General features: G+C 54.8%; 18 protein-coding genes. 8 read left to right on the plus strand and 10 right to left on the minus strand.

Going from position 1 to position 26634, the window contains the following annotated elements:
- Window positions 1–48 precede the first annotated feature (48 nt).
- Together KTT_RS01495 and KTT_RS01500 are read left to right on the plus strand one after the other, a co-directional pair.
- Window positions 49–729 carry an O-methyltransferase gene (locus tag KTT_RS01495; protein WP_126594301.1) on the plus strand — a complete coding sequence of 227 codons (681 nt, stop codon included), beginning with the start codon at window positions 49–51 and terminating at the stop codon, window positions 727–729.
- Between the two features lie 128 nt (window positions 730–857).
- Complete coding sequence (locus KTT_RS01500; protein WP_126594302.1) at window positions 858–2285, plus strand: transposase; 1428 nt, start codon at window positions 858–860, stop codon at window positions 2283–2285.
- Between the two features lie 18 nt (window positions 2286–2303).
- Here the strand turns inward: KTT_RS01500 and KTT_RS01505 are convergent, their stop codons facing one another.
- The 6 genes from KTT_RS01505 to KTT_RS01530 all read right to left on the minus strand — a co-directional run bounded on the left by KTT_RS01505 (window position 2304) and on the right by KTT_RS01530 (window position 11029).
- A complete protein-coding gene (locus KTT_RS01505) occupies window positions 2304–3908 on the minus strand; it encodes an anti-sigma factor family protein (RefSeq protein ID WP_126594303.1) in 1605 nt (534 codons plus the stop codon).
- Window positions 3908–4498, minus strand: a complete 591-nt coding sequence (locus tag KTT_RS01510; protein ID WP_126594304.1) for an RNA polymerase sigma factor — start codon at window positions 4496–4498, stop codon at window positions 3908–3910. Before KTT_RS01510 ends, KTT_RS01505 begins: the two co-directional genes overlap by 1 nt.
- A gap of 178 nt (window positions 4499–4676) precedes the next feature.
- On the minus strand, window positions 4677–5630 hold the full coding sequence (locus KTT_RS01515) for an SWIM zinc finger family protein (RefSeq protein WP_126594305.1): 954 nt from the start codon (window positions 5628–5630) through the stop codon (window positions 4677–4679).
- 11 nt (window positions 5631–5641) lie between these two features.
- A complete protein-coding gene (locus KTT_RS01520) occupies window positions 5642–8737 on the minus strand; it encodes a DEAD/DEAH box helicase (protein WP_160145574.1) in 3096 nt (1031 codons plus the stop codon).
- A 170-nt stretch (window positions 8738–8907) separates the two neighbouring features.
- Window positions 8908–9792, minus strand: coding sequence for a hypothetical protein (locus tag KTT_RS01525; protein WP_126594307.1), 885 nt, complete (start codon window positions 9790–9792; stop codon window positions 8908–8910).
- Window positions 9793–10348: 556 nt separating this feature from the next.
- The gene (locus KTT_RS01530) at window positions 10349–11029 is read right to left on the minus strand and encodes a Chromate resistance protein ChrB (RefSeq protein WP_126594308.1); all 681 of its coding nucleotides are present in this window, start codon (window positions 11027–11029) and stop codon (window positions 10349–10351) included.
- Window positions 11030–11248: 219 nt separating this feature from the next.
- On the opposite strand from KTT_RS01530, the gene KTT_RS01535 reads away from it, so the two are divergent.
- The 6 genes from KTT_RS01535 to KTT_RS01560 all read left to right on the plus strand — a co-directional run bounded on the left by KTT_RS01535 (window position 11249) and on the right by KTT_RS01560 (window position 20529).
- Window positions 11249–11899 carry a hypothetical protein gene (locus tag KTT_RS01535; protein ID WP_126594309.1) on the plus strand — a complete coding sequence of 217 codons (651 nt, stop codon included), beginning with the start codon at window positions 11249–11251 and terminating at the stop codon, window positions 11897–11899.
- Window positions 11900–12252: 353 nt separating this feature from the next.
- Window positions 12253–14193, plus strand: coding sequence for an acetate--CoA ligase (acs, locus tag KTT_RS01540; RefSeq protein ID WP_126594310.1), 1941 nt, complete (start codon window positions 12253–12255; stop codon window positions 14191–14193).
- Window positions 14194–14391: 198 nt separating this feature from the next.
- Window positions 14392–16443 (plus strand): arginine--tRNA ligase, encoded by a 2052-nt coding sequence (locus KTT_RS01545; protein ID WP_160145575.1) that lies wholly within the window; start codon window positions 14392–14394, stop codon window positions 16441–16443.
- A gap of 256 nt (window positions 16444–16699) precedes the next feature.
- On the plus strand, window positions 16700–17560 hold the full coding sequence (locus KTT_RS01550) for an LLM class F420-dependent oxidoreductase (protein WP_174844771.1): 861 nt from the start codon (window positions 16700–16702) through the stop codon (window positions 17558–17560).
- A gap of 451 nt (window positions 17561–18011) precedes the next feature.
- Complete coding sequence (locus KTT_RS01555; RefSeq protein WP_126594312.1) at window positions 18012–19613, plus strand: penicillin-binding transpeptidase domain-containing protein; 1602 nt, start codon at window positions 18012–18014, stop codon at window positions 19611–19613.
- 121 nt (window positions 19614–19734) lie between these two features.
- The gene (locus KTT_RS01560; protein ID WP_160145576.1) at window positions 19735–20529 is read left to right on the plus strand and encodes an alpha/beta hydrolase; all 795 of its coding nucleotides are present in this window, start codon (window positions 19735–19737) and stop codon (window positions 20527–20529) included.
- A gap of 186 nt (window positions 20530–20715) precedes the next feature.
- Here the strand turns inward: KTT_RS01560 and pyrF are convergent, their stop codons facing one another.
- The 4 genes from pyrF to carA are packed head-to-tail and all read right to left on the minus strand — an operon-like array spanning window position 20716 to window position 26591.
- A complete protein-coding gene (gene pyrF, locus KTT_RS01565) occupies window positions 20716–21564 on the minus strand; it encodes an orotidine-5'-phosphate decarboxylase (protein WP_218030806.1) in 849 nt (282 codons plus the stop codon).
- A 12-nt stretch (window positions 21565–21576) separates the two neighbouring features.
- Window positions 21577–22236 carry a phosphoribosyltransferase family protein gene (locus KTT_RS01570; protein ID WP_126594314.1) on the minus strand — a complete coding sequence of 220 codons (660 nt, stop codon included), beginning with the start codon at window positions 22234–22236 and terminating at the stop codon, window positions 21577–21579.
- A gap of 13 nt (window positions 22237–22249) precedes the next feature.
- Window positions 22250–25453, minus strand: a complete 3204-nt coding sequence (gene carB / locus KTT_RS01575; RefSeq protein WP_126594315.1) for a carbamoyl-phosphate synthase (glutamine-hydrolyzing) large subunit — start codon at window positions 25451–25453, stop codon at window positions 22250–22252.
- Entirely contained in the window at window positions 25446–26591 is a 1146-nt protein-coding gene (carA, locus tag KTT_RS01580; protein WP_126594316.1) for a glutamine-hydrolyzing carbamoyl-phosphate synthase small subunit, read from the minus strand. Before carA ends, carB begins: the two co-directional genes overlap by 8 nt.
- Window positions 26592–26634: the final 43 nt, after the last annotated feature.

Here is a 26634-nt window from a genome sequence, read left to right on the forward strand (position 1 = left end):
AGCTTGATCTTGCTGCTTTATAGCGCCAAAGGAAAGGTGAATCATTGTATGTCCGATAGCACCTTAGAACAGCAAACGCAGAAACGCCATGAGATTGAAGAGCAGATTGCACAGCTCTTTGCCCCCGAAGATGAGGGGCTACGCCACGCTTTGCAGGCCGCTAAAGAAAAAGGCCTGCCAGAGATTCAGATCAACCCTGTTCAGGGAAAGTTGCTCCAGGTTTTTGCCGCCGCCAATCAGTCGCGCAAGATCCTGGAAATTGGTTCGCTAGCCGGATACAGTGGTATCTGGCTGGCCCGGGCCTTGCCCGCCGATGGCCGCCTGATCAGCCTGGAACTTGATCCCAGGCATGCCGAGGTGATCCGCGCCTCATTTGCCCACGCAGGGGTGGCAGAGCGGACAGAGGTGCGTGTGGGAAATGCCCTGGATCTGCTACCAGGACTGCAGGCTGAGGCCCCCTTTGATCTTATTTTCATAGATGCTGATAAGGCCAACTACCCCCATTACCTGGAATGGGCCATTAAACTTAGCCGCCCGGGAAGCGTCATTATCGCCGACAATTGCGTTCGTGATGGCAGGGTCTTCGCGGCTTCGCCCAACATGGATGCCGATACAGCGGGACTGGTCAAATATAACCAGCTCACGCGCGAGCATCCACGCCTGACCACGATCGTACTGGCCAATGACAACGACTATACCGATGGCTTCAACGTCGCCGTCGTTAAATAGTGATACATGAGTTACCCCGAACTTTAAGAACGGGAGTTCAGAGGTAGGAAAAAAGGGGGAAAAAGGCACCAAAGAACCCTTCTGAGATAAAACATATGTAGAACAAACCACTCAGGAGGGTTCTTTGTATGCACACACAGTATCGCACAGTTCCGGAACAGGAACAACTCATGACGCGCCTTGACCAGGAAGTGGCGGGCCAATTCGTCCATCGCTTGGATGCATGGCTCGCTCCGCTCTACGTCCTCTTAGATGCTTATCTCGATCGCCGCCTGGTTCGCACCTTTGCCGATGTGATTGTCAGCATCATCCAACTGCGGCATCGGGAAGCGGGTCTGTTGCAAACAGAATTGGGGGCTATGCTGCTGTCGCCCCAACATGCCCCGGCTGCCAGCAAGCGGATCCAGCGACTCTTGAGCAGCACCAAGTGGGGAGCCTGGCTCATTGACCAGTTTCTGTGGCAGCAAGCGACCAAGCAGTTAGAGACGTTGGAACACCAGGGGTGCCTGGCGCTGGTTCTCCATGATGGCAGTGAGTTGGAGAAACCCGAAAGTGTCAAGGTCGAAGGGTTGTGCCCGGTTCGTTCGTCCAAAGGACGGCGACTGAGCCGCCCGCGCCCCAAAGCCCACTGCATCAGCCCAACCAAGGGGGCTCCCATTCTGGTTCCAGGGATCCATTGGCACGGGGCCGTGCTCATCGGACTGCAGAGCCTGCCAAGTGTCATCAAGATGCACTACTGGAGCAGCCGCGGAAGCCATGCGAGCACGGGCCGGATTGAGGAAGAACGCGTGGTGCGTCACCTGGCTCAGCAGTGGGGCCGGAGGGTGATTCATGTCTTTGATCGCGGATGGGCTGGTGGCCCGTGGTTACAGGTCATGCATCGACTCGGGCAACGGTTTGTTGAGCGTTGGACGGGTCGCTATGAGTTGGTGGATGAGCAAGGTACCAAGCGCAAAGCGTGGGAAATTGCCCGGGGCAAACGCCAGAGCGTGCAAGGAACGCTCTGGTGGGCCGCGTTTGGTCGGGAGATCACCTTGACTATCAAATGGCGCCTCGTGCGGCATGCGGAGGTGGAAGGCATGCCGCTCTATCTGGTGGTGGCCAGTGCCAAAGAATGGAGCAGTCCCTGGTATTTGCTCACCAATGAGCCAGTTGAGGAAGCTGAAGCCGCCATGCGAATCGTGAACATCTACTGCCGCCGCTGGCAAATCGAGTGGAGCTTCCGCTTTGAGAAAAGTGAATTGGGGATCGAGCATATGCGGGTACGTGGATGGGAGAGGCAGCTGAAATTCCTGGGAATGGTAACGCTGGTCTATGCCTTTTTGCTCCAGCTGCTGATGTGTGAAGGGACGCTGGTACGTCTGTGGGCGCTCGATCGCTGGGATCATCAAACCGGCAAGCGGGCGCGTCAGACCCGGCAACCGCTCTATCGGCTGCGCCGAGGTCTCTCACGGTTATGGCAAGCGTACCGTCCGCAAGCGCAGGATCGGCCAGCGTGGCTCGGGGCCGATCTTGCGACGAGGACCCCGAACTTTTGTTCAGAAAGTTCGGGGTAACTCATGTTGAAGGCGATCTTAATTCGCCAGCAGTTTATCCCAACCGATCAATTGCAGGGGCCCCTGTCCGGCTGGAACCGTCAGGGACGTGCGCGTCCCGCTCGTGAGGTCAATGGACCAGAGCTGATAGACCTGGGCCTGATTGGTCCCACCAACAACCAGCTGGCGACCGGTTGGGGAGAGCGCCAGGCTATTATCACAGATAGCTCCATCTGCTGGCGGATTATTACAGAGCGCTTTAGCCTGCCCACCCATAATATCGCTTAACAGGACTTCGCTGGAGGAGGTTTTCTTGAGGTCAAAGCCGCCGGTGCCCTGATTCCAGCTGACATAGACAATGGACCAGGTGTTTGCCGCATCCCTGGAATAGCCAATCGGGGTGCCGTTGGATTGCACGACATAATCCGCTGAAGGTGGCGTGTTGCCCGGATGCATATAAATGTCCTGCTGCGCGGCGGTATTCTTCTTGACGTAATAAATGTTTTCAGAAATCGGATCCATCCAGAACACCCTGGAATCAGCCTGGGATACCACCTGTTGCTCCTGGCTCTGATCATCATCCACGTTGATACGATAGAGGCCCTGGGCGCGCATATAATACAGAAAATGGTTGCGGTAAAAAGCCAGCTTGTCCGCCTGAATAGTCTGCGCCAATCTTGTGGGATCCTTATCGCGATCCTTTGTATCTACCTTCCACAGTGAGCCGTCGTTGGTAGCCAGAAAAACGCTGCTGTCATCGGTCGACCAGACGGCGTTTAAGCCACGTCCGTTAAAGTAGTATTGCTCACCGGAAAGAAAAGTATAGATGGTCTGCTGCGCATTACGATTGTATATGTGATAGATCAGGTTATCGCCGGCGTGTGAAACACTATCTACCGTAGCGGTATTGGCGGCGGTAACCAGCGGAACGGACCGCTTGCGGGCCGGATCGTAATTTTCAACGATCATATTCTTGCCATCCGCCGAAAAATGGGTCATGACAACTGATGACCAGGTAGTGGTTTTGTGTACGCTGGCCGACAACGGGACGGTCTTCTCAGGTACCTTTTTGTGCGCATATCCGGGACTGGATACTTGAGAGGATTGAGCACCAGGCTGATGGGCAAAATGGGCAAACAGCTGCATCGAAGAGACGATGAGTACGGCTGCCGCAACCAGAGCAAACGCCAACCCTGCGCTCTTGCGTGATCGCCTCGCGGCTGACTGTGGCTTCTGAATATATATTGGAGGCCTGGCAGCAACAGGTACGTTGACCTCCTCGACAGCATCTATAGTGGTAGGGAATAAGGACTGCGGCTCACTACGCAGTGCCGCCAGAATAGAGGCAGTTGTTGAAGGCACGGCAACTTCACCTTCAGCCAGATACTGCTGTAAGGCCTGGCGCTGTTGTTTGCGTTTCTTGCGCAATGTCGCCATCGTTGCCTGGCATGTTTTGCAGGTACGTAAATGTTCTTGCAAGAGAGCGATCTGTTCTCTATCACCTGCATTACCCACAACACCAGAGAGATTCGGCGCGGCCTGCGCATGAAGTGCCTCCACTTCATCGAAATAGCGCGCACATGTAGCGCTCATCGGGCAGAGCGGCAGATTGAAACTCTGTGGGTTGGGATAGCTTTCCTTCATTATCTTCCTTCCTGATCGAGACGGTTGTATATGCGTTGGAATGCCTGACGCGCTCGCGATAGCCTGCTGCGCACGGCTGATAGTGAGTCTTGTAAAGCTTCAGCGATTTCATTGTAGGAAAATCCTTCTGCATCCAGAAGCAAGCACATCGCGGAGGACTCGGGCAGTTGCGCCAGGGTACGCCGCACCAGTTCTCGCTGCATCACCTGCTCCTCAAAATGCTCATTGCTGACAAGAAAATCCTCGCCCTGCTGATCATCAAAAGAGCTATCATCATTGACGATTGGTGATGAAAAAGGGACCATCTTGATGTGTTTGTGGCGTCTCCATTCGCTGCGCACAAGGTTCAGGGCAATACGATAGAGCCAGGGCGCAAAACGCAGATCTTTATCTTCCATACGTGGCAGCGCGCGGTACGCGGCTAGAAAGGTATCCTGACAAAGATCCTGTGTTAGCTGTGCATCCTGAGTCATTCCGTATATCATGCGCCTGATGCGCGGTTCATACAGTTTTACCAGAGACTCAAAGGCATCAAGTGACCCCTGGCAGGCTTCCCTGACCAGTTGAGCCTCGTTTTCCACTACATTCATTTAGTCCCGATATCCACTTAGAGCTGCTGAATTCAGATCTCTACAAAGAATAATACAAAACCCACGGTTTTTGTCTCGATTAGAAAGGCTTTTTTCAGTATCTATTCTCTCTTTAGTATGCAGGGTCTTTCACTACAAAACTATGAGCTTCGTCACATTTTGACCGCACAATGGGGCTTCAGTGGCCGTCTTCCTCTTTTGCTTCTTCCGGTGGTGAGATAGCGGTGAGCTGATGCTCGATGATCTCCAGGGTCGTTCGCTGTATCTGATCATAAGCCTGCCCCAGCAGTTGCGCCAGGTTGTACCCTTTGACGTTAAAGGGGGCGTCACCCAGGCGCTTAAGCAGGGTTTTATCCACCGGTGGCAGTTGCGGCAGACCGATATGGGTGTCGATAGAGGGTCCGGCCTGCCAGAAAGTGGCAAGATGGTCCTCCAGGTGAAGCCGGGTGGGGGTCGGTTGCGCTGTGGCTACGCTGGTCTTCTCCTCCTGCACCTGTGGGTCGAATGGGACGTCGGAACGTTTAAGGCGCAGGCTTGAAATGATCTGCTCCTTACCGCGTCCTCGCAGGGCAAAAATCAGGAAAGGATCTGTATCAAACTGCTCGGCCAGAATATAGTACACAGCGGCAACATGTTTACAGGGATTAGCCCAATCGGGACAGCTACAACTGGTACGCAGATCGGAGGCCGCGGTTGGGAAGAGGGGATGGCCAGCTTCGATAAAGGCTTCTTCGATATCACGCGGCATCTCCCCGGCCAGCAATTTGGCGGCAAAGAGGGCCTGCTCGGACATAACGGTGATGACCTGTTCCCATTGTTCATCATCCAGGGGCGATAGTTGAATCTCAATTGTATATGGAGTTCGCAGGGATCCTTGCACGCGCGCATTAACCTGGCCTGCTTGAATATCGATCGAGAGCACCTGTCCCTGGCGCGCATAACTACGACCACGTGTCAGGCGCGATCCCATGCCCAGCGCCTCCAGAGCCCGCAACCAGCGCCTGGACCACCAGCTTTCACCGATACTGCCATAGGCTTTTCGCGTCTTTAAACCGCCAGCTACTTTGCGCGGCCTCTGATCAGAATAATAATCCCACCCCATCTCGTCCACCCAATCATAGCGATTATCCATATACCTGCCTTCTACTCTATGATCGCGAAGCGATCTAACGCGAAAAGCTCTTTGAGCTGATCGGTAGATAGCTCCGTTAGCCAGTTTTCGCCACTACCTACGATGCGCTCGGCCAGGTCGCGCTTCTGTTCTATCAGCTGGTCGATGCGCTCCTCCAACGTACCACTGCAGATAAATTTATGTACCTGCACATGCTTTTGCTGTCCGATACGGAATGCACGGTCCGTGGCTTGATTCTCGACCGCTGGATTCCACCAGCGATCATAATGAAATACATGGTTGGCCGCGGTCAGATTGAGGCCGACCCCACCAGCTTTCAGGGACAGAACAAATAGCGGCACACCACGCTGCTCCTGCTGAAAGCGCTGGATAAACAGGTCGCGGCGCTTCTTGGGCGTTCCGCCATGCAGGAACAGCGTTTCCACCCCTAACGTATCCTGTAGATATTGGTGCAGCAGGCCGCCCATTTCGGCGTACTGCGTAAAGATCAGGGCCTTGTCGCCTTCGGCCAGCACTTCCTCAAGCATTTCGCGCAGACGCTCTAGCTTGCCGGAACGATTGACAAGCTGACTATGATCGTCCAGAAATTGGGCGGGATGATTACAGACCTGCTTGAGCCTGGTGAGCGCGGCCAGAATCAGCCCGCGACGCTCGATCCCCTCGGCCTGGTCAATTTTTTCCATCATGTCCTGGACCACCGCTTCATAGAGCGAGGCCTGTTCGCGTGTCAGATTACAGAAGACCTTCATCTCCATCTTCTCAGGTAGATCCTGGATGATGGCCTTGTCGGTCTTGAGGCGCCGTAACACAAAGGGTTGGATCAGGCGTTGCAGAACATTTGAGCGCTCGGCATCATGATAGAGCTCGATCGGCAAAGCAAAGCGTTTGCGGAAATCGGCTCCTGATCCCAGATAGCCCGCGTTGAGAAAATCCATGATCGACCATAACTCTTGCAGGCGATTCTCGACCGGGGTACCGGTCAGGGCAATTTTGTGCGTTGCCTGCAGCGTTTTGATAGCTTGCGTCTGTTTGGCACTTTCATTTTTGATGTTCTGGGCTTCATCCAGCACGAGCGTCTCCCATGGCACGGCGGCCAGGTGTTCCCGGTCGCGCAGAGCCAGTGTATACGTGGTAATGACGATTGCATATGCATCAACCTGCGCGAGAAACTCTTTTCCACTCAGGCGTTCGCTACCGTGATGAATCATCACAGACAACGAGGGCGCGAAGCGCTGCAGCTCATGATACCAGTTCCCTACTACCGACATGGGACAGACAATCAAATTGGGCCTGGACGCATCCCCCCCGACCTCACGTTGATGGAGTATATAGGCAATCAACTGGATGGTTTTTCCCATTCCCATGTCATCGGCCAGGCAGGCACCAAAACCACACAGCCGTAAAAAGGTCAACCAGGAGACGCCCCTCTCTTGATATTGTCGCAATTGGCCCAAAAAGGTAACGGGAGTGGAAATCTGGGGGATGGTGGCGCGCTGCTCCAGGCGTTCGATAAGCTCCTGTATCCAGCCCTGCGCGCTTAATTCCACCAGTGGCAGGCCCGACTCCCCCACATCTTCCGTCAAGCCAACCTTTAGCGCTTCTCCCAATGTGATATCTGTTTGCCTGGCCTGGCGCTTGAAGAAGGTGAGCGCCTTTTCAACCTCTTCTGGACGCAATTCAACCCACTGGCCGCGTATATTCACCAGAGGTAGCTTCATAGCTGCCAGTTGTCGAAATTCGGCCAGCGTCAGGTCTGCATCCCCGATCGCCAGCGTCCAATCGTACTCAACCAGACTATTCATACCCAGCAGTCCAGAGCTCATATTGATATTCTCTTTCGGCTTGATGCGCAAACGCGCACCCAGACGAATGGGCTTCTTCCACCATGAGGGGACAAGTACGCCAAAGCCACTGGCTTCCAACAGGGGAACGGCCTGACGCAGAAATTGATATGCCTCCTGGGTCGTCACAGTCACCTGCAGTGGATGCGCGACTTTGAGCCCCTGCTCCAGTCTGGGAAAGAGGCGAGCAGCGCGACCCAGGTCCTGCAGCAACAGTTCCTGTGGCTGCTCAATGGTATGCGTCAGCCAGTGCAGGGTGGTCGAGCTCTCTTGCCAGATCTGTTCAGCGGGTAGCAGCAGGCTGGGATCGTGGCGCGCCTGCAAAAAGAATTGAATGGTCCAGGCGTCGTCCCCTCCTTCAGTTGGCGGCTCGACTTTAAAGCAGGTCCGAAATGAGCGTTGGGCCGTTGCCGCCTCATTGGGGGCCAGCCAGCGCTGCAGCTTCTTTGCAAATACCTGCAGGATTTCCGCGTTTTCCATAATTGTGTGGTGGGACGAGGTCAGAGCGGTAAGCCAGCGCTCAGGTAAGGTAGGGGCGGCCGAACGTGTAAAGAGCGTCTGCTGGCTCAGGCTTCCTCGGATAAAAGCGTCGATCCCGCGCTGCAAAAAGTCCAGTATACAATCTTGTAATACGCGGCTCGTGACCTGCTCTTCGGGCTCAAAAAAGGACCAGCATACAGGGGGCATGTGTTCGGCAAAGAGGCGCACCTGCTCGCGTTCACCCTCCGATAGTTCCAGTTGCCAGTATGCATCCCCATGATCGCTGCCGGGGGTATATTGCAGGACAGGAACAAAACTCTGGCGCAGCAGCAATATCTGGGCGAATAGGACCATACGCTGCCAGAAGCGGAGATCGCTTCCGGTTACATGACCTACAGGCAGGGTGTACGGCCACGCCAATAACAGATCCAGGGCATGTCTGGGTTGAAATGCCAGCGTCTCTACGCGCCAGGATGCTAACGCGGGCTCTTCGGTGGAAGCAGCATCGGCCAGCACTTCGGGCGAAGGGAGAGGAGACTCCGCGATTGAGGGCAGGCGCAATATCAGTGAACTGGCCTGTCCTTGATTCGTCAGGGTGCGTGGAATGAGCGGCCGTAGCGTCATGGCAATCTCAGACGTGGGAAGCATGAAAGGATGAAGCCAGGGGTTAAACTCCCTGGCTCTCTTTTTAGCTCGTGCTGATTGTTTTTTAATCAACTCTGAGGATTCGGCCCAGATGTGCAGTTGGCCACTAGAAGAGTCCCAGATCGCATGCCACACAAACATATTTTTCTTATCCTTAGCAGATGGTTTCCCTGACCTCCGCGCATCACTCCCTGCGCTGGTTATAGCGTACCGGATACTCAAGTTAAGGGGTGCAGGGTCCTCCCGCATTGGGAGTGCAGAGGGGTAGCCCTCTGCTTGACTTGACACCAATGGGAACCACCTCGATGGATCTATTGGCTATCGGGCTCGTAGCGGTACACCTTGCTGGCCCGGTTTGAGCGCGAGGATGCTTTTTCACGTCCACGCACCAGCCGCTCTTCATCGGTCGGTATCAGCTTTTTGGTGGCCAGAAAACGCCTGCGCAGTCCCTGTATGTCAATTGACTCATTGGCCGGGAAAAATGCTCGATAGAGGAGAGACGCTTCCGCCAGCGTTACTGTGCCATCTCCGGTTTCCGGCTCTTTCATCGCCTGCAGAGGCATCGTTTCACGGCTCTTTGTAGACCTGGGGCGCTCCTCTTGCTGCCACCAGTCCTGACCCGGTTCCGCCGGACTCATCGTATGCATGTCGGCCAGGTAACGCAGCAGGATTTCAGGCTCATGCTGGATATGGGCACGCAACGATTGCAAGGCAGATAAAAAGCTGGGCTGAATTTCCGGGTCCATCGTCTGCTGCCCCGCTTCTATATCTGCGACCGGCACCCATTGTACATGCAAACTCGGGATCGGCTGGAGATGGAGATTGGGACGTAGCTTATCGCGCTGCGCACGCAAAAGGATGCTATGGATTAAAGAGACGGACGACCCTTGCTCTGAACTTCCCCAGACCTGCACTTGCTGTTCCTGCCACCCCGAACGCAACTGTACCAGCGTAGCGGAATCGGCCCAACACAACAATGCATCCAACGTTCTCGCGACAGCCTCGGCTACCGATTCCCTGCCCAATACTAACCGCATTGGTGGCCCCCACGGACCCACACGGAGCAGGGCCCACAATGACCAATCGCGAACGGCAAACGCGACCACACTGGCCGTCACGATCAAACGCCGTGGAACCGCATCACGTACTGGTCGCGCCGAAAGCGATGACTTCGTCCCGGGTTGCATTGAGCTCAAAATAACACCAATCTACCATACAAAGCACAGCCAAATATTCGCACAGCCTAGCTCAATTGTACTCACTTTCAAAAGTACATGCAAGTACCTCTGTTGCTGGCAGCGAAAAAGAAAGTACCCATCAGAGGATTTTATCCCCCTGACGGGCACCGCGCCTGCCTATAAGGTGATAACTATTGTTTTTGCTTAGCGTCCAAAGATGAGGTGGAGGCCAAGAGCAAAGCCACTAGAAATCAGCAGAGTAATGAACATATAGAGACGATAACGTGCATATTTTACTCGTTCGTCAATTGCTATAGCTTTTGCACCACTAGTTCTACGCTTTGGATCTGGTCTTTGCATCGCCTTCCCCCTGATATCCTAAAAGTAGGAGGGTGACCTACTTAAACTAATTTCTAACTACATTATATACGGTTTAAATAAGGGTTTCGTTGTAGTTAATTTGAGTGTACTTGATCCAATCAAAAAAAGCTATAGAACCTTGATTGCACTTGACAAAATAGCTATGCTGCTCTACAGCATAGTGCCAGTTGTGACCTGCATACAGCCCTGTTTGCTATACGCGAAACGATGATGGTGGGGAGATGGGTTCGTCGTTGGATGGCTCAGGTTGTTCGCCGCATGGTGAGCCCGTCTGCTCAGCAGCCGAAGGGTGATACGTCCATTCATAGTTCATTTCGAGCAGGCGACGAGCCCTGGAAAAATCACGCACCTGCAGGACACGGAAAACTTGCTCACAAACAGCGATAGCTTCAGCGGCCGAGGCACGCGCAATCGCGGTGTACGAGCCAAGCACATCGTGCCGCCTGGCTGAACGAAACGAGAGATGTACTTTTTCGAGCGTCTCTGAGAATTCGGCCTGCAACTGATCGTTCCATTCCTGCTTCTCAACCAACTCCACTGCCCGGCTGAGAAAACGCGCACAGACATTGACCACCTTGTTGTAGTCAGCGTTGCGGCAATCCAGCAACGCATGGAGGATGCGCTGCTCATCAGCGACATCAAGCGCCACTACGGAAAAAATACTGGCCTCGCCTCCCATCTCTTGAATATCGTGGGCTAACTGCCGAAAAAGCTTTTCTACCTCATCTGAGTACGGCAATAGATACACAGAGTTCTGTAACGCATAAGCACCAAGGTTCTGTAGCCGGCGCCAGACCCAGACACGTTTCTGGGACGGCTCACTGGGTACTTTATAAGTAAGTTGTAGCCAGCGCATGACTCCATGCTCTTGCATCTCTGCTCTCCCGCTAGAAAAATGATCGCTTTGTATCCACTGTTACCAATCGTTGCTATCGTACTCCAAAAAAAGCTGTGAAGTCAAGCATATGTCGATGTACAAGCATATCTAAACGGTAGCCGCCCCATCAACCTGGCACAAAATGATATACTGAAGGGCATCCCGAGACTAGATAGGTTTAGCTCTCTATTTTCTAGATAACGAGGTACACGCACGATGCACACATGGCGGCAGAAGTTTGAGCGGATGCGAGCATCCCTGTATGCTGGCCTGCTCGCCCCTCAGATCATCGGCATATTGTTCGCCTGGCAACAAAGGATGTCTCTGAACTGGTTCATGCTGGTCCTGGCCCTCTTGGTGAACCTGATCCTCTTTATGCTGCTGCATAGCTATCTCATCAAACCAGGCGGCGATACAGTCGACTGGTATTGCATCTTCCTTCTCAGTCTGGCCAGTAGTCTATTTGTCGTCAGCACGTGTATCCTGCAAGGAGGCTGGTCCGGCGGCGCCGCTATCCTGGCCGCCGTGCCCATTGGATTTTACACGGCGGTCGTCGCCTATCTGCAGCAATTTTCAGCGCTTCGTTCGAGAACTCGGAGAGAAAACGTAGCACCCGCGGCTAGAGAGGCGCGCCTGACCGGGGCTACCCTGGTCGGCCTTATCACACTGGCGATCTTGCTGGATTGTCTGCTGGGCATCTATCCATGGTATGCCAGCATCGCCATTCTGACGACGTTCCCTCTGCTCTTCGCGCTTTACCAGATTGACCAGGATCTCCAACTACGCATCAGCGCCCGTGGAGCTTTCTGGCAAACCGTTCTCCTCTTCTCTATCGCCCTGCTCGTTCATGGCCTGATCGGCGTTTAAATCCACTTATCGTTCGCAGGCAGGTTACATTTTCTGGAGCGCCAGCGAAAATTGGGCCCCAAAACTCTTTATAAAGCCTTTTTCATTTCTTATAATAAGATAGAACTATAGTTGGAGCGTCAGAATCAGCAGAAACGCCTATCACCTGTCCATTCGATAGGCACTCATTACCGGGCCAACAGCAGAATGTGTTGGTCATTGACATTGAAACCGTAACGCCACCTGTTCTACAATGGAGTATCTATGGTGGGCTGTACAAAGTAGTCAGCAACGTCGCTTTCGCGGCACGCTGCTTCACAGTGCCATGAAACATCTCCGCACAGTCCTTTTGTATTGAGGAGGATACATTGGCCATGAATAATAATCTCTTTGAGGACACCGATTCAATTTTAACAGAGGAGCGTATTTTTACCCCTACCCCGGAAATGGTAGAAAAGGCGAATATCACTGCCTACATGAAATCGAAGGGTTTCGATGACTACGAGGCTTTCTACAAGTGGTCATTAGCGAACCGCGACGAGTACTGGGAGGATCAGGCGAAGGAGCTCCACTGGTTCGAGCCATGGCAGAAGACGTTCGAATGGACCGATAAGCCTTTCTTTAAGTGGTTTGTCGGTGGCAAGTTTAACATCGTCTACAACTGCCTGGATCGCCATATGGAGACACCAGTACGCAATAAGGTGGCGTTCTACTGGGAAGCCGATAATGGCGAAACACGCTCGATGACGTATGAGCAGTTGTACGTGGAGACCAATCGCCTGGCGAAGGGCCTGCAGAACCTGGGTCTGAAGAAGGGGGATCGTGTCGCTATCTATATGCCGGCGGTACTTGAGCAGATTATCGCGGTGCTGGCCGTAGCCCGTCTGGGCGCCGTCCATACGGTAGTCTTCGGTGGCTTCGCTGCCAATGCGCTGCGCGATCGCATCATCGACGCCCAGGCTAAGATGGTGATTACGGCGGATGGCAATCATCGCGGCGGCAAGCTGATTCAGTTGAAAAACATTACTGATGAGGCTGTGGCCGAGACGCCAACTATCGAGAAGGTAGTGGTCTACAATCGCGAGGGGCTCGATGTGTCCATGAAAGAGGGACGCGACATCTACTGGCACGATCTGCTGACCGATATTCCTGCCGATACTGTGGTGCCGTGCGAGCCAATGGATAGCGAGGACCTGCTCTATATCCTGTATACCAGTGGCAGTACTGGAAAACCCAAGGGTGTCGTTCACGTCCATGGCGGCTACGCCGTTGGCGCCTATACGACAACCAAGTTTGTCTTTGATATCAAAGATAACGATATCTTCTGGTGCACAGCAGACGTGGGCTGGGTAACGGGACATAGCTATATCATCTATGGGCCACTGATGACCGGCGTGACCAGCGTACTCTTTGAGGGCACGCCCGCCTATCCCAATCCCGACCGCTGGTGGAGCGTGGCCGAGCGCTTTAAGGTCACGATCCTCTATACCTCCCCAACCGGCATCCGTGGCCTGATGCGCTTCGGCGAGGAGTGGCCGGCCAAACACGACCTCTCCCACCTGCGCCTGCTCGGCTCGGTTGGTGAGCCCATCAATCCCGAGGCCTGGATGTGGTACCGCCATAACATCGGACATGATGAACTGCCAATTATGGATACCTGGTGGCAGACCGAGACCGGCTCGATCCTGATCAGTCCCACGATCATTCAGCCGTTGAAACCGGGGAGCGCGACCCGTCCTCTTCCCACTATCGCCGTCGACATCGTGGATAAAAATGGTAAATCAGTGGGACTGGGCAAGGGCGGCTTCCTGGTGGTACGCCAACCATGGCCCAGCCAGATGCGCACCATCTACAACGATCCCGCCCGCTACCTGACGTACTGGGAGACGTTACCGGATGTCTACTTCGCCGGAGATGCCGCGACGATCGATAAGGATGGCTTCATCCGCGTCCAGGGCCGCGTCGACGATGTGATCAAGGTCAGCGGACACCGTCTGGGCTCGATGGAGATTGAGTCCAGCCTTGTCAGCCATCCAGCGGTAGCTGAGGCGGCCGCCATCGGCAAGCCAGACGAGTTGAAGGGCGAACACGTCAAGGTCTTTGTCATCCTGAAGAACGGTTATGAGCCCTCCGATGAGATGGCTAAAGAGCTCAAGCTGCATGTGCGTACAACAGTTGGTGCCCTGGCGGTGCCTGAGGAACTGGAGTTTACCCCCAGCCTCCCAAAGACACGCTCGGGCAAGATTATGCGCCGCGTTATCCGCGCCCGTGAACTGGGTGAGCCAATCGGCGATACCAGCACACTTGACGCATAACACATTTGTGAACCGGGATACCTTTTCCTGAGAGGGCGGGCAAAAATATGCCCGCCCTCTTTATTATGTTGGGGAGCAGGCCGCGGTGCGCTCAGGCATCCAAAAATGCTTGACCATAGGCACAACCTACGATATAGTAAGTTGCAACATTCAGGTGAAAGAGGGGGTTTGATGACAGTACTAAACGAGGCACATGCTATGACTGAATCAACACCACAAGATATTCATGCATATCTTACTGGTATTATGCAACAGGCGGTCGCGTCATATCTGGAACAGGAACATATCGATTTCGATGCGACCCAGCTACCCATCGACCTGCGACTCTCCGCGCAGGCGAGCTTTGGCGATTACTCTATTCCCGTGATGGCCTGGTCGGGCAAGCTAAAACGACCACCATTGAAGATCGCGGAGGGACTGCTGGCTATTTTACAGGCCAATGCACAGGCCGATATTCAGGAGATCACAGCGACGAAACCAGGCTATCTGAATTTTCGCCTGAACCGGCCTGTGGTTGGACACAACATCATTGAGCGTGTCCTGGAGGCAGGGGCCGACTACGGGCAACATAAAGTTGGCGTGGGTACCAAGGTCATTGTCGAACATACAAACATCAATAGCAATAAGGCCGCCCATGTAGGCCATCTACGCAACTCCTGCCTGGGTGATACGGTCGTGCGCATGCTGCGCTCGCAGGGCTACCAGGTTGAGGCCGATAACTATATCGACGACTCTGGCGTCCAGGTCGCCGATGTCGTGGTTGGCTTTACGCTGCTACAAAAAGGATTGCTTGATCTCCCCGGCGGCAACGAGCAGTTGCCCGATGAGTCCTTTGACTACTTCTGCTCGCGCGTCTATACAACCGTCAGCAGGGTCTACGATGACAAAGAATCCGAACTGGGTCAGATGGCGGCACGCCTGCGCAAAGAGGTCCTGCATTCGATCGAGCATGGCGACGAGCCCCATTCGGGTCCCGACTATCCGGCACTGGCAGCCGATCTATCTCACCAGATCGTGCAGGCCCACTTAAAGACGATGGGACGTCTCAATATCTCCTATGACGTTCTCCCCTGGGAGTCCGCGATCCTACGCGCTGGACTGTGGCAGCATACCTTTGAGATGCTGAAGTCGCGCGGCTTGCTGGAGAAACCCGAGACCGGCCACGCGGCTGGCTGCTGGATCCTGCCCTTTGGTGAAGGTGAGAGCCAGACCAGCGAGGGCGATCGCAATAGCGATAAGATCCTGGTTCGTAGCGATGGTACGGCAACCTATACAGCGAAAGATATCGCCTATCAGCTCTGGAAGTTTGGCCTGGCCGATCAGCTCGGCGTCGAGTTCCATTTTGTGCCCTGGGGCATTCAGCACGATGGGCGCAAGCTGTGGACGATGCGTACACCCAATGATCCCCAGTTGAAGGCTGTCACCGATGAAGCACCCGCCACCAAATTTGGACATGCCAACCGCGTGGTTAACGTCATCGATGTACGCCAGTCCTATCTGCAGCAGGTGGTCTATGAGAGCCTGCGCCGCCTGGGCTATGTGGAGCAGGCCGATAATTCAAAACACCTGGCCTACGAGGTCGTGACCCTCTCCGCCTCGACCGCCGCGCGCCTGGGCATCGATACCTCGGATAACCGCAGCTACTACGCCATGTCGGGCCGTAAAGGCATCGAGATCAAGGCCGACGATCTGATCAATGCCGCCATTCAACGCATGCAGGAGATCAGCCAGGAAGAAGGCAAACAAGAACTTCCGGCAGAAACCGCCAGTGTCCTTGCCGCCTCCGCCATCCGCTACTTTATGATCCGCTTCAATCTACAGCAGATCATCGCCCTGGATATGGACGAGGTGCTGCGACCAAAAGGCGATACCGGCGTCTACATTCAATACGCCTACGCGCGCTCCAACAGCATCCTGCGCCGCCTGCAGGAAACCGGCTATACCATTCCTGCCACCCTGGAAGCGCTACCCGAACAGTTAGAGCAGAGCGAATGGGATCTGCTGCGCCACATCGATGCCTATCCGCGTCGCCTGGCCGAATACGCCGAGCAGATGGCTCCATCCCTGCTGGCCAGCTATGTCTATGACCTGGCCGCTCACTTCACGGACTTCTTCGAGCATACCTCGCCTATCATCCGTGAAGAGAATGAGCAGATCAAAGCCTTCCGCGCCTTCCTGGTCCAGGCTACAGCTCAGACCATGAGCAACGCGATGCGTGTGCTTGGCTTCGAGCCTCTCGAACGCATCTAACACAAAACACTGGCCAGCAACGAAATGGAGCGAGTGCGGCTGACGTCAGCCGCACTCGCTCCATTTCGTTGCTGGCTTTCTCTGGCAGCTACTCTATCCGAGCTGGCACCAGGGCTTCATGCATGAAAGCGGACATTCAGTATAAGGAGAGAGGAGCAAACGTTTACTTGCACCATGAAGCGCGATGGGATAGACTGAATAGTCTACTTTAGACGTAAGAAATGTCCGTATTTTCACGAAGGAGAGTAGTGTATCTATGGCTCACCTGAGTTTCGGCGTGAAGACCGCCCCGCAATGGACAACGTATGAGGATATGCTGGCGATCTGGCAGGCGGCTGATGAGGAGCCCTTGCTGGAGCATGCCTGGCTCTTTGACCACTTTTATCCGCTGACGCCGGATATGAGTGGTCCCTGCCTGGAGGGCTGGTCGGTCCTGTCCGCCTTTGCGGCGGTCACCAAACGCATTCGTCTGGGTCTGATGGTGACGGGCAACACCTATCGCCATCCGGCGGTGCTGGCAAATATCGCGGCCACCGTCGATGTGATCTCGAAAGGACGCCTTGATTTTGGGTTGGGGGCGGGATGGAACGAGTACGAGCATACGGCTTATGGCATTCCGCTATATACAGTTGGAGAGCGCCTGCGCCGTCTGGACGAGGCCTGCGAGGTTATCAAGCGCCTTTGGACCGAGAAGCAGGCCAATTTCGAGGGCCGCTACTATCAGATCAAAGATGCGTACTGCGAGCCCAAGCCGGTCCAGCAGCCCTATCCGCCATTTGTGATTGGCGGCGGCGGCGAAAAGGTCACCCTGCGTATCGCCGCCAAATACGCCAGCGTCTGGAATATGGCTGGTGGCTCGCCCGAAGACTTCAAGCGCAAAAACGCCATCCTCGATGAGCATTGCGCCGCGGTTGGACGCAATCCGGAGGAGATCGCGCGCTCCATCCAGGTTCCCATTAATCCCGATAACCTGGCGGAGACGCGTCAGAACACCGAGAATTATATCGAAGCTGGTGTCAACCACATTGTCCTCAACATTCGCCCTCCCTATCCACAAGGTATCGTGCACCGCCTGGTAGAGGAAGTTGTGGAGCCACTCAAATCCCTACAGATGTAGCCCGCCATGGGCGTGTCTAAAATCAATGCGCCCGCTGCGCGGACGCATTGATTTTATGTGTTGGTGCGTGGGGCGCACGCCCCACGCACCAACACATAACACACTCGTGAGCACCACCTGATGCAAAAAGTCAGTTCTATATTGGTGCATGGAGCGTGCCCACGCACCAACACATAACACACTCGTGAGCACCACCTGATGCAAAAAGTCAGTTCTATATTGGTGCAGGGTGCGCGAATGCGCACCCTGCACCAATATAGAAAAACAGTGCGGCCGCGTAGCGGACGCCCGTGCGGGAGCGCCCATGTGCCCACATGATGGCGAGAGCCAGACACGCCCAATATGTATTTAAAGCACTGCATAGCAAAATATGCCATTTTGATTGATAAATGAAAGTATTCTGGCGTCTATATACTTAGAGTAGGATAGATAAAAAGGATGCTTTACAGCTATGGCGAGAAGTATAGGACGATTGCTGGGTACCTTCATCCTCCTGTTTTTGATCATGACTGGTGGCCTCGTTTACTGGCAGGTGGTTAAGGCGGATAATGTACGCTCAGCAGAGCATAACGTGCGTGACTTCGTCGGCGAGAATTGTCCTCGCCGCGGCCGCATATTTGATCGCAATGGCATCCTGCTGGCGGAGTCGCTAAAAGACCCGCTGGCTCCATGCGGTTATATTCGCCACTATACCGAACCTTCCCTCTCTAATTTGATTGGCTACTATGTCGCGGGCTATCCCCCTTATGGGGTTGAAGCAGCATTCAACGATATTCTTTCAGGGCAGGTCGGGATCACCGCGATGGATCAATTTGTCAGGCATACGCTGCATGAGCCCTCGGTGGGCAATGATATCTACCTGACCATCGATGTACGCATCCAACGCGTCATCAATCGAGACTTTGACACGTTTAATCCGCCCGACAATAAACTGGTCTATGCGTCCAACCGGGGGGCCATTGTCGTCTCGAATCCCCACACCGGTGAAATACTGGCCATGTTGAGCCGCCCCTCCTACGACGCCAATAAGATGGTTCAGACGCTTTCGGCAGGCGGCAAACATCGCGAGGATTACTTCAAGCAGGTGAACAAAGAGAACGCGCTCATCAATCGTCCGCTACAGGCCCGCTATATTCCCGGCTCCATTTTTAAGACGGTGACCTTGATGGGGGCCCTTGATAGTGGGACCTATACGTTGGACTCACAGTGGAACATGCAACAATCGCTAGGACCCATCATTTACGATAGCAGCCTGATCGGGCCAGATAAGAACCTGGGCTATCCCTTTTTTACTCCGAAGTTTCCTATCACCACGCAATATGCCTACTCAAACTCTGATAACGTGGTCTTCGCGCAGATTGGCGTCAAAATGGGGGCGCAAAAATGGCTGGATTATACCAGACGCCTGTATATCAATCAGGATATCCCCTTTGACCTGCCGGTGGTCCAGAGCTCGGTACTCAATCCGGATGGTCACCCGCTCTCAACCTGGCAACTGGCGGAAGATGCCTTTGGACAGGGGGTAGATTTTGTGACGCCGTTGCAGATGTCTTTGGTTGACAACGCTGTAGCCAACGATGGGATGTTGATGAAGCCTTCTCTGCTCACCAGGGTCGTTGACCAGGATGAACAACCAGTAGCGATTACGGAGCCGCAGCAATTGAATCAGGTGATCAGTAGCCAGACGGCCAGTGAGGTTCGGCAGTCGATGTTCGCGGTCACGCGCTGCAACGGTGGCTATCCTTCGATCCCTATTCATACCTCTCCCTGGGGAATTATGGGCAAGACTGGTACCGCCGAACTGGGAACCGGACAGCCTCCTCATAGCTGGATGCTTACCCAGGCCCCCTACTATTCCAGCGACCCAACCCAACAGCCCGCCATCACGGTCGTGGCGATGAAGGAGAACGGTGGAGAAGCCATTAATGCGATCGGACCCATCATCGCTCATATCTATCAGGATATCTTCAGCCAGCAACTGGTCAAGGTCGAAGCTCCCAACAATCCTGACTCGGACATCTATTGTCCAGCCCACCACCTCTGGAAACAATAACGGCGTCATCCCCCAAGATGCATCTCTACCGCGAATATGTGATACATAGCTGAACAGGTACGTACATATTGTAGCGTGCGTTCAACATATGCAAGTGTGTAAATACAATAAAGGATGTGACATGCTTAAATCTCTTCGCCTGCTATTTTTGTGCGCCCTTCTCCTAACGCTGGCAGCCTGTACGACACAGGAAGCGGCCCAACCATCTGCGACCCCTACCCCAACGCCAGCGCCTGCTGCAACACCTACCGCGACAATTCCAGCCATCGCATCAAGCATGGTGCACTTCAAAACCTCGGATAATGTTACCCTGGCTGGCTCACTCTATAAACCACAGAGCGCTCCTACTATCAAAAGTAGCAAAATCTTTGTTATCTGCTCTCATGAAATGGGAAAGACCAAAGAAATATGGAAGGATAGCAGTATACCACAGCGTCTGGCCGCCCTCGGCTACTATGTGCTGGCCTACGACTTTCGCGGCAATGGTGATTCTGAAGGCGCCCCCGATACCTCGATATTAGATACCGATTTAAAGGCGGCGCTGGCCTTTGCGCAGACACAGCAAGCGACAAAGGTCGTACTGTTAGGGTCCAGCATGGGCGGGACCGCGTCATTAAAGGTGGCGGCCCATACCAATGTGGCGGCCGTCATCACCCTCTCATCGCCCGAGATGTTCTCCACTGAGGTTACCGATGCGGATGTCAAGGCCATCAAGGCTCCCAAACTCTTCATCAATAGCGAGGGCGATGGCTATGTTGACGATACCACTCACATGCACCAGGTAGCCAATCCTCCCAAAGAGCTCCATATCTATCCAGGCAACCAGCACGGTGTTGCTATCTTTGGCACAGAAAATAGCGCTGACCTCACTCAGCGCCTCCTGACATTTATTACGCGCTATGCGCCATTAAGTTAAAAGAGTGTCTGACTCACGTCACCCTGGGGGGACGTGAGCGCCCCGCACGCGCGTCCGCTACGCGGCCGCACTGTTTCTGTGTGTTAATGCGCCCCTACTGCATTAACGCACCATGGAAAAGAAGCGCCTCGTATGAGGCGCTTCTTTTGTTGCACTGCTTCAATAGAAGCTGTGCTTGTATGCATGTTAGCCGCGATAGCGATTGATTTCAGCCTCTAAAGCGGCGGTCGCGCTACGGGCGGCCTGGGCAAAGTCGGTAGACGAAGAGGCATAGATAATGCTACGTGAGGAATTGATGATCATACCCCAACCACGACTGTCGCGGCCAGCCTGTACAGTGGCCGCGACGTCTCCTCCCTGGGCCCCGATGCCAGGTATGAGCAGAGGAAAGTCCCCGACAGCCTCACGCACACGTTTGAGCTCAGCGGGATAAGTAGCACCGACGACCAGCGCGCAATTGCCATTGTCGTTCCAGTAGCGGGCCACATTGCGCGCCACGGTCAGATATAGTGGCTCCTTCTGCTCACCCACCAGCAGATCCTGAAATTCGCCCGAGCCTGGATTAGAGGTCTTGGCCAGGACGATCACGCCTTTATCCGCACGCTTAAGAAAAGGCGCCATAGCCTCTTTTCCCAGGTAGGGATGTACCGTGATAGCATCCGCCTGCAGCAGGTCAAATGAGGAGCTGACATAACCCAGGTTGGTGCTGCCGATATCGGCCCGCTTAGCATCCAGGATCACCGGAATCTCTGGCCTGCTCTTCTTGCTGTAGGCAATAGTCCTTCCCAGGGCGCGTAGACCGGCGTCGCCATACGCTTCATAAAAAGCTATATTAGGTTTGTAGGCGCAGACCAGGTCGGCAGTTGCGTCGATCAATTCGCACGCGAAGTGCGTCAACGCCTCTTCCTGGGAACGTCCCTCTTTTACCGATGCTGGCAGACGCTCGTACTCGGGATCGAGGCCCACGCAGACAAAATGGCCCTGCTGCCAGCGCTGCTCTAGCCGCTTTAGAAACGTCATCGACTCATCTCCCATAATCTTTCTCTCTTACTTGCCTTGCGCCTTCTGGCGAGCCAGAAAGGCTTTACCTTTGCCTAGTTCGGTATTCACAGGCACGTTCTGCTGACAGAAAGGACATTCATCCTCACTGTAGGTTTGCAAGGAGAAGGAGACCAGGGCGTGAATGGCCACATCTCCCACGTCCCTGGGCTGCACGCCGCCGCGATTGCAGAGGGCGCTGATGCCGACGACATTGCCGCCATGATGGCGCACCAGGTCAACCACCTGGCGCACCGAGCCGCCAGTCGTCAGCACGTCCTCAACCACCAGCACATTTTTGTCGGTGATAAAACGGTCATAGCCGCGATTAAACGAGAACTGCTTATCGGGACTATCGCTCCCCTTTTCCGCGAATACGGCCAGGGTTTCGCCCCTACTGCGTCGCTGATTCAGATAATGGGCAACCCACTGTGAGAGCACAACCCCTCCGATAACGGGCCCAACCACCACGTCGACCTGATCCGCGTTATATGGCTCGGCCATATAACGGCAGAGTTCTGAAATCACTCCCGTATGCAGGTAGATGGCGTCTTTGTTGATATAGACCGAACTGTGACGTCCAGAGCTATAGACAAAGTGACTGTCGCGCACCACGGCGCCGACATCAGCAAACAGTTGCACGATTTTAGGATCGTTCTGATCATTCATACGAGATTTCCTTCTAGAGTTCGTTGGTCTGATATTCGTCCCAGGCTTTGATGGGAATGGTCGCCAGGTCTTGCTCAACCAGGGCTTTAGCGAAGAGGCGCGCCTGCTTGATCTTGGTAAAGAGCTGGATGTTATGATCTACTGCGTAGCGGCGCATGGCGTAGTCATCGTCCAACTCTTTATTAATGTGCCCCTCGACGATATTGATAGCCAGGTCGATCTTGTTATCGGCGAAGTAGGTCAGGACGTTGGGCGCCTTCTCTTCGTGAATTTTGTAGAGCATGGTGGTCTCTACCCCGTGCTCGCGCAAGAAGGCACTGGTCTTCTCGGTCGCGTACAGCGGTACTCCCAGGGTGCTCAACAGTTTGGCGCTCTCCAGGAACTTGGCCTTCTTTTCATCGCCACCCAGGCTGATAAAGATTCCCTTCCTAGGAATACTACCACCGGTGGCAATAATCGCTTTGAGGTATGCTTCCTCTATGTCATCGCCGAAGCAGGCAACCTCGCCGGTGGAGGCCATCTCTACACGCAGCACCGGATCAGCACCGGTCAGACGTGAGAAGGAGAACTGGGGCGCCTTGACGGCGGTGAAGTTGATACGCGGCAGTTCGACCACCGGGATATTCTCCTGGAAGAGGGCGTCGACAAACAATTCGATGAAGTTGACACCCGTCACCTTGGAGATAAAGGGGAAGGTGCGCGATGCGCGCAGGTTTACCTCGATCACATAGACCTGGTTGTCTTTAGCCAGAAACTGCATGTTGAAGGGACCGGTGATCTTCAAGGCTTTGGCGATGGCGCGACCAACCTTTTCGATACGCTCTTTGGTCTCACTATTGAGAGTCTGGGGCGGCAACACGATGGTAGCGTCGCCTGAGTGGACACCGGCGTTCTCGATATGCTCGGAGATCACGAAGACCTTGATCTCGCCATGCTGGGCCACGGCATCCAGTTCGACCTCTTTCACCTTGCGCATAAATTTGGAGACCGTGACGGGATGTTCGGGAGAGACCGCCGCGGCCTCCTTGACGTACTGCTCCAGTTCTTGCTGGTTGTAGCAGATGTTCATGGCGCTCCCCGAAAGGACATAAGAGGGGCGCACCAGGACCGGGAAGCCGACGCGCTCGGCGAAAGCGGTCAGGCCAGCTACGTCAACGAAGCTGTCCCACTCCGGCTGGCGAATCTCCAGTGAGTCGAGCAGGGCCGAGAACTTGTTGCGATCTTCGGCGCGATCGATGTCGTTGGCGTCCGTTCCTAGCAGGCGGAAGCCATACTTCTGCAGGGCGCGCGCCCGGTTATTGGGAGTCTGACCACCAACAGAGACGATCACACCCTGCGCCGCCTCAAATTCGCAGATGTCGGCGATGCGCTCAAAGGTCAGCTCGTCAAAGTAGAGACGATCCGACGTGTCGTAGTCGGTTGAAACCGTTTCGGGATTGCAGTTGATCACGATTGAGCGCTTATTGTACTTACGTAGCGCCTGCACGGTGCTGACCGAGGTCCAGTCGAACTCGACCGAGGAGCCGATGCGATAGGGACCCGAGCCGATGACGACAACGCCGCTCTCTCCCGTAGGTGTTACATCGTTGTGCTGGCCGTTATAGGTGGTGTAGAGATAGTTGGTCTCGGATGGAAACTCCGCTCCCAGGGTATCGATCTGGAAGACAAACGGGACCACCCCCGCCTGCTTGCGGATGGCGCGAATCTCCAGTCCTGTCTTGCCCAATAACTGGCCGATACGCTTGTCGGAGAGGCCCGCCTGCTTCAAGGTGCGCAGACGGGGCGCTGACAGATCCGCGTCCTGGCTCAGTCCCTCTTCCAGGTTGACGATATGCTTGATGCGCTGCAGGAACCACAGGTCGATGCCGGTAATCTCGTGGATGCTCTCCAGGCTATAGCCGTTGCGCATGGCCAGCGGCAGGACAAACATGCGCTTGGGAGTCGGCGTATAGAGATATCGGTTGATGACGGCGTCGGTGCTCTCGCCGTTATTAAAGACCTTTTCGGAGGTGGCGCCCTCAAAGTCCAGGTCGAGCATGCGAATGGCTTTCTGGTACGCCTCCTCAAAGGTACGCCCGATACCCATCACTTCCCCCACGGACTTCATGCCGGTGCCGATGGTCTCGTCGACGCCTTTGAACTTGTCCAGGTCCCAGCGCGGAATCTTCACCACCACGTAGTCCAGACTGGGCTCGAAGCAGGCGCGCGTGACGCCGGTGACGCGATTGGTGAGTTCGGTCAGGGAATAGCCCAGGGCCAGTTTGGCCGCCACATAGGCCAGGGGATAACCGGTCGCTTTACTGGCCAGGGCGGAACTGCGCGAGAGGCGAGCATTAACCTCGATCACCGAGTACTGTGAGGTCTCGGGATTAAGCGCGTATTGTACGTTGCATTCGCCGACGATGCCCAGGCTGCGCACGATAGCCACGGAGGCCGAGCGCAGCATATGATATTCGGCGTTGGTCAGGGTCTGGCTGGGCGCGATCACCACCGACTCACCGGTGTGGATGCCCAGCGGATCCATGTTTTCCATATTACAGACGGTGATGCAGTTGTCGAAGGCGTCGCGCACCACCTCATATTCGACCTCTTTGAAATGGTGCAGATACTGCTCGATCAGCACCTGGGGCGCGAAGGCCAGCGCGCCATTAACGATGCGCTCCAGGTCGGCCCGCGTTTTGGCGATGCCCGATCCCTGGCCGCCCAGCGCGAAGCCGGCGCGCACCATCACCGGAAAGCCGATCTCCTCGGCGATCTGCAACGCCTCGCCCAGGGTCTCGGCGGTCCGGCTCTGTGGCGTGGGAATATTGATGCGGCCCAGATGCTCGGCGAACTCCTGTCGATCCTCGGTCAGGATAATGGCCGAGATGGGGGTGCCCAGAATCTTCACATTGTATTTTTCTAAGACGCCATTGCGATGCAGATCGATGCCGCAGTTCAAAGCGGTCTGGCCGCCAAAGGAGAGCAGGATGCCGTCCGGCCGCTCTTTCTCGATGATCTTCTCGACGAAGAAGGGCGTTACCGGCAGGAAATAGACCTTGTCCGCCATCGTCTTCGAGGTCTGGATGGTTGCGATATTGGGATTGACCAGTACCGTGGCAATCCCTTCCTCTTTTAATGCTTTGAGTGCCTGTGAACCAGAATAGTCAAATTCACCGGATTGTCCGATTTTAAGAGCACCTGCTCCCAGTACTAATACCTTGCCTGGCTTATTCATGTTCGCCTCTCACCCTCTCCAGAAAGTAGTCAAAAATCCAATCGGTATCCTCGGGACCGGGCGCGGCCTCGGGATGGAACTGTACGGAAAAGAAGGGCAAACTGCGATGTCTGATACCCTCGTTACTGCCATCATTGGCGTTGATAAACCAGGCATCAAAGTCCTGGGGCAATGTGCCAACCGCGAACCCATGGTTCTGGGTCGTGATATAACAGCGCTTGCTTCCCTGCATGAGTGCAGGCTGATTCTGGCTGCGATGGCCGAATTTCAATTTATAGGTGTCGCCGCCGGCGGCCAGGGATAGGATCTGGTGTCCCAGGCAGATGCCCATGGTGGGGATGCCACGCTTCATAGCCTCGCGCACGGTGGCGATGGCTTTATCGGCCATCTTCGGATTGCCGGGTCCGTTAGAGATCAGGATGCCGTCAAAGTCGAAGTCGCACTCGGGCGAGAACAGATCATAATCCCAGGGTACGGTAATCACTCGTACGTGCTTGGCGACCAGGCTGCGCACGATGTTGCGCTTGGCCCCGCAGTCGATCAGCGCGATGGTGGTCTCCCCTTCTCCATGTTGCTGCACCTCGGTACCCGAGACGCGCGCGACCAGGTTCTCGGTGTTGGGATCGTAGAATGGGATGTCTTCGTCAAAGACGATCTTGCCCAACATCGCGCCATGCGTGCGAATATACTGCGTGAGCAAGCGAGTATCCTTGATCTCAAGCGCCGGCACCTTCTCGCGGCGCAGCCATTCCCCCAAACTCATCTTGCTCTGTGGATGCGAAGGGGTGTCGACGTAATTTGAGACGATCAGACCCGATACATGAATTTTATCGTCTTCCCATAAGCTTTCATCCGGCACACCATAGTTGCCCATCAAGGGAAAGGTCATAGTCAGGATCTGACCCGCGAATGACGCGTCGGTCAGGGCCTCCGGATAGCCAACCATTCCAGTACAGAAAACAACCTCACCGGCCGAGGCGCCCTGATAACCAAAGGAGCGACCTTCAAATCGAGTACCATCTTCCAGCACCAGGGCGCCATAGACAGGGGTTTCTGCCTGCCATGATTGGTTGCTCGTCCCGCTCTCCTCTAGCTGCGGCGATTCCAGCAGGTTGCCAGAGGTATTTGTGTTATGCATATATTTATCCTCTCAGAGAAATCATTCTTTTCAGCAAAGTCCG

Source organism: Dictyobacter aurantiacus (assembly GCF_003967515.1).
Taxonomy (GTDB): domain Bacteria; phylum Chloroflexota; class Ktedonobacteria; order Ktedonobacterales; family Ktedonobacteraceae; genus Dictyobacter; species Dictyobacter aurantiacus.

What these genes read in the sequence shown, in the direction of transcription:
- KTT_RS01495 (WP_126594301.1), top strand. Translation starts at nt 49, where the DNA reads ATGTCCGATAGCACCTTAGAACAGCAAACGCAGAAACGCCATGAGATT.
- KTT_RS01500 (WP_126594302.1), top strand. Translation starts at nt 858, where the DNA reads ATGCACACACAGTATCGCACAGTTCCGGAACAGGAACAACTCATGACG.
- KTT_RS01505 (WP_126594303.1), bottom strand. Translation starts at nt 3,908, where the DNA reads ATGAAGGAAAGCTATCCCAACCCACAGAGTTTCAATCTGCCGCTCTGC.
- KTT_RS01510 (WP_126594304.1), bottom strand. Translation starts at nt 4,498, where the DNA reads ATGAATGTAGTGGAAAACGAGGCTCAACTGGTCAGGGAAGCCTGCCAG.
- KTT_RS01515 (WP_126594305.1), bottom strand. Translation starts at nt 5,630, where the DNA reads ATGGATAATCGCTATGATTGGGTGGACGAGATGGGGTGGGATTATTAT.
- KTT_RS01520 (WP_160145574.1), bottom strand. Translation starts at nt 8,737, where the DNA reads ATGTTTGTGTGGCATGCGATCTGGGACTCTTCTAGTGGCCAACTGCAC.
- KTT_RS01530 (WP_126594308.1), bottom strand. Translation starts at nt 11,029, where the DNA reads ATGCAAGAGCATGGAGTCATGCGCTGGCTACAACTTACTTATAAAGTA.
- KTT_RS01535 (WP_126594309.1), top strand. Translation starts at nt 11,249, where the DNA reads ATGCACACATGGCGGCAGAAGTTTGAGCGGATGCGAGCATCCCTGTAT.
- acs (WP_126594310.1), top strand. Translation starts at nt 12,253, where the DNA reads ATGAATAATAATCTCTTTGAGGACACCGATTCAATTTTAACAGAGGAG.
- KTT_RS01545 (WP_160145575.1), top strand. Translation starts at nt 14,392, where the DNA reads ATGACTGAATCAACACCACAAGATATTCATGCATATCTTACTGGTATT.
- KTT_RS01550 (WP_174844771.1), top strand. Translation starts at nt 16,700, where the DNA reads ATGGCTCACCTGAGTTTCGGCGTGAAGACCGCCCCGCAATGGACAACG.
- KTT_RS01555 (WP_126594312.1), top strand. Translation starts at nt 18,012, where the DNA reads ATGGCGAGAAGTATAGGACGATTGCTGGGTACCTTCATCCTCCTGTTT.
- KTT_RS01560 (WP_160145576.1), top strand. Translation starts at nt 19,735, where the DNA reads ATGCTTAAATCTCTTCGCCTGCTATTTTTGTGCGCCCTTCTCCTAACG.
- pyrF (WP_218030806.1), bottom strand. Translation starts at nt 21,564, where the DNA reads ATGGGAGATGAGTCGATGACGTTTCTAAAGCGGCTAGAGCAGCGCTGG.
- KTT_RS01570 (WP_126594314.1), bottom strand. Translation starts at nt 22,236, where the DNA reads ATGAATGATCAGAACGATCCTAAAATCGTGCAACTGTTTGCTGATGTC.
- carB (WP_126594315.1), bottom strand. Translation starts at nt 25,453, where the DNA reads ATGAATAAGCCAGGCAAGGTATTAGTACTGGGAGCAGGTGCTCTTAAA.
- carA (WP_126594316.1), bottom strand. Translation starts at nt 26,591, where the DNA reads ATGCATAACACAAATACCTCTGGCAACCTGCTGGAATCGCCGCAGCTA.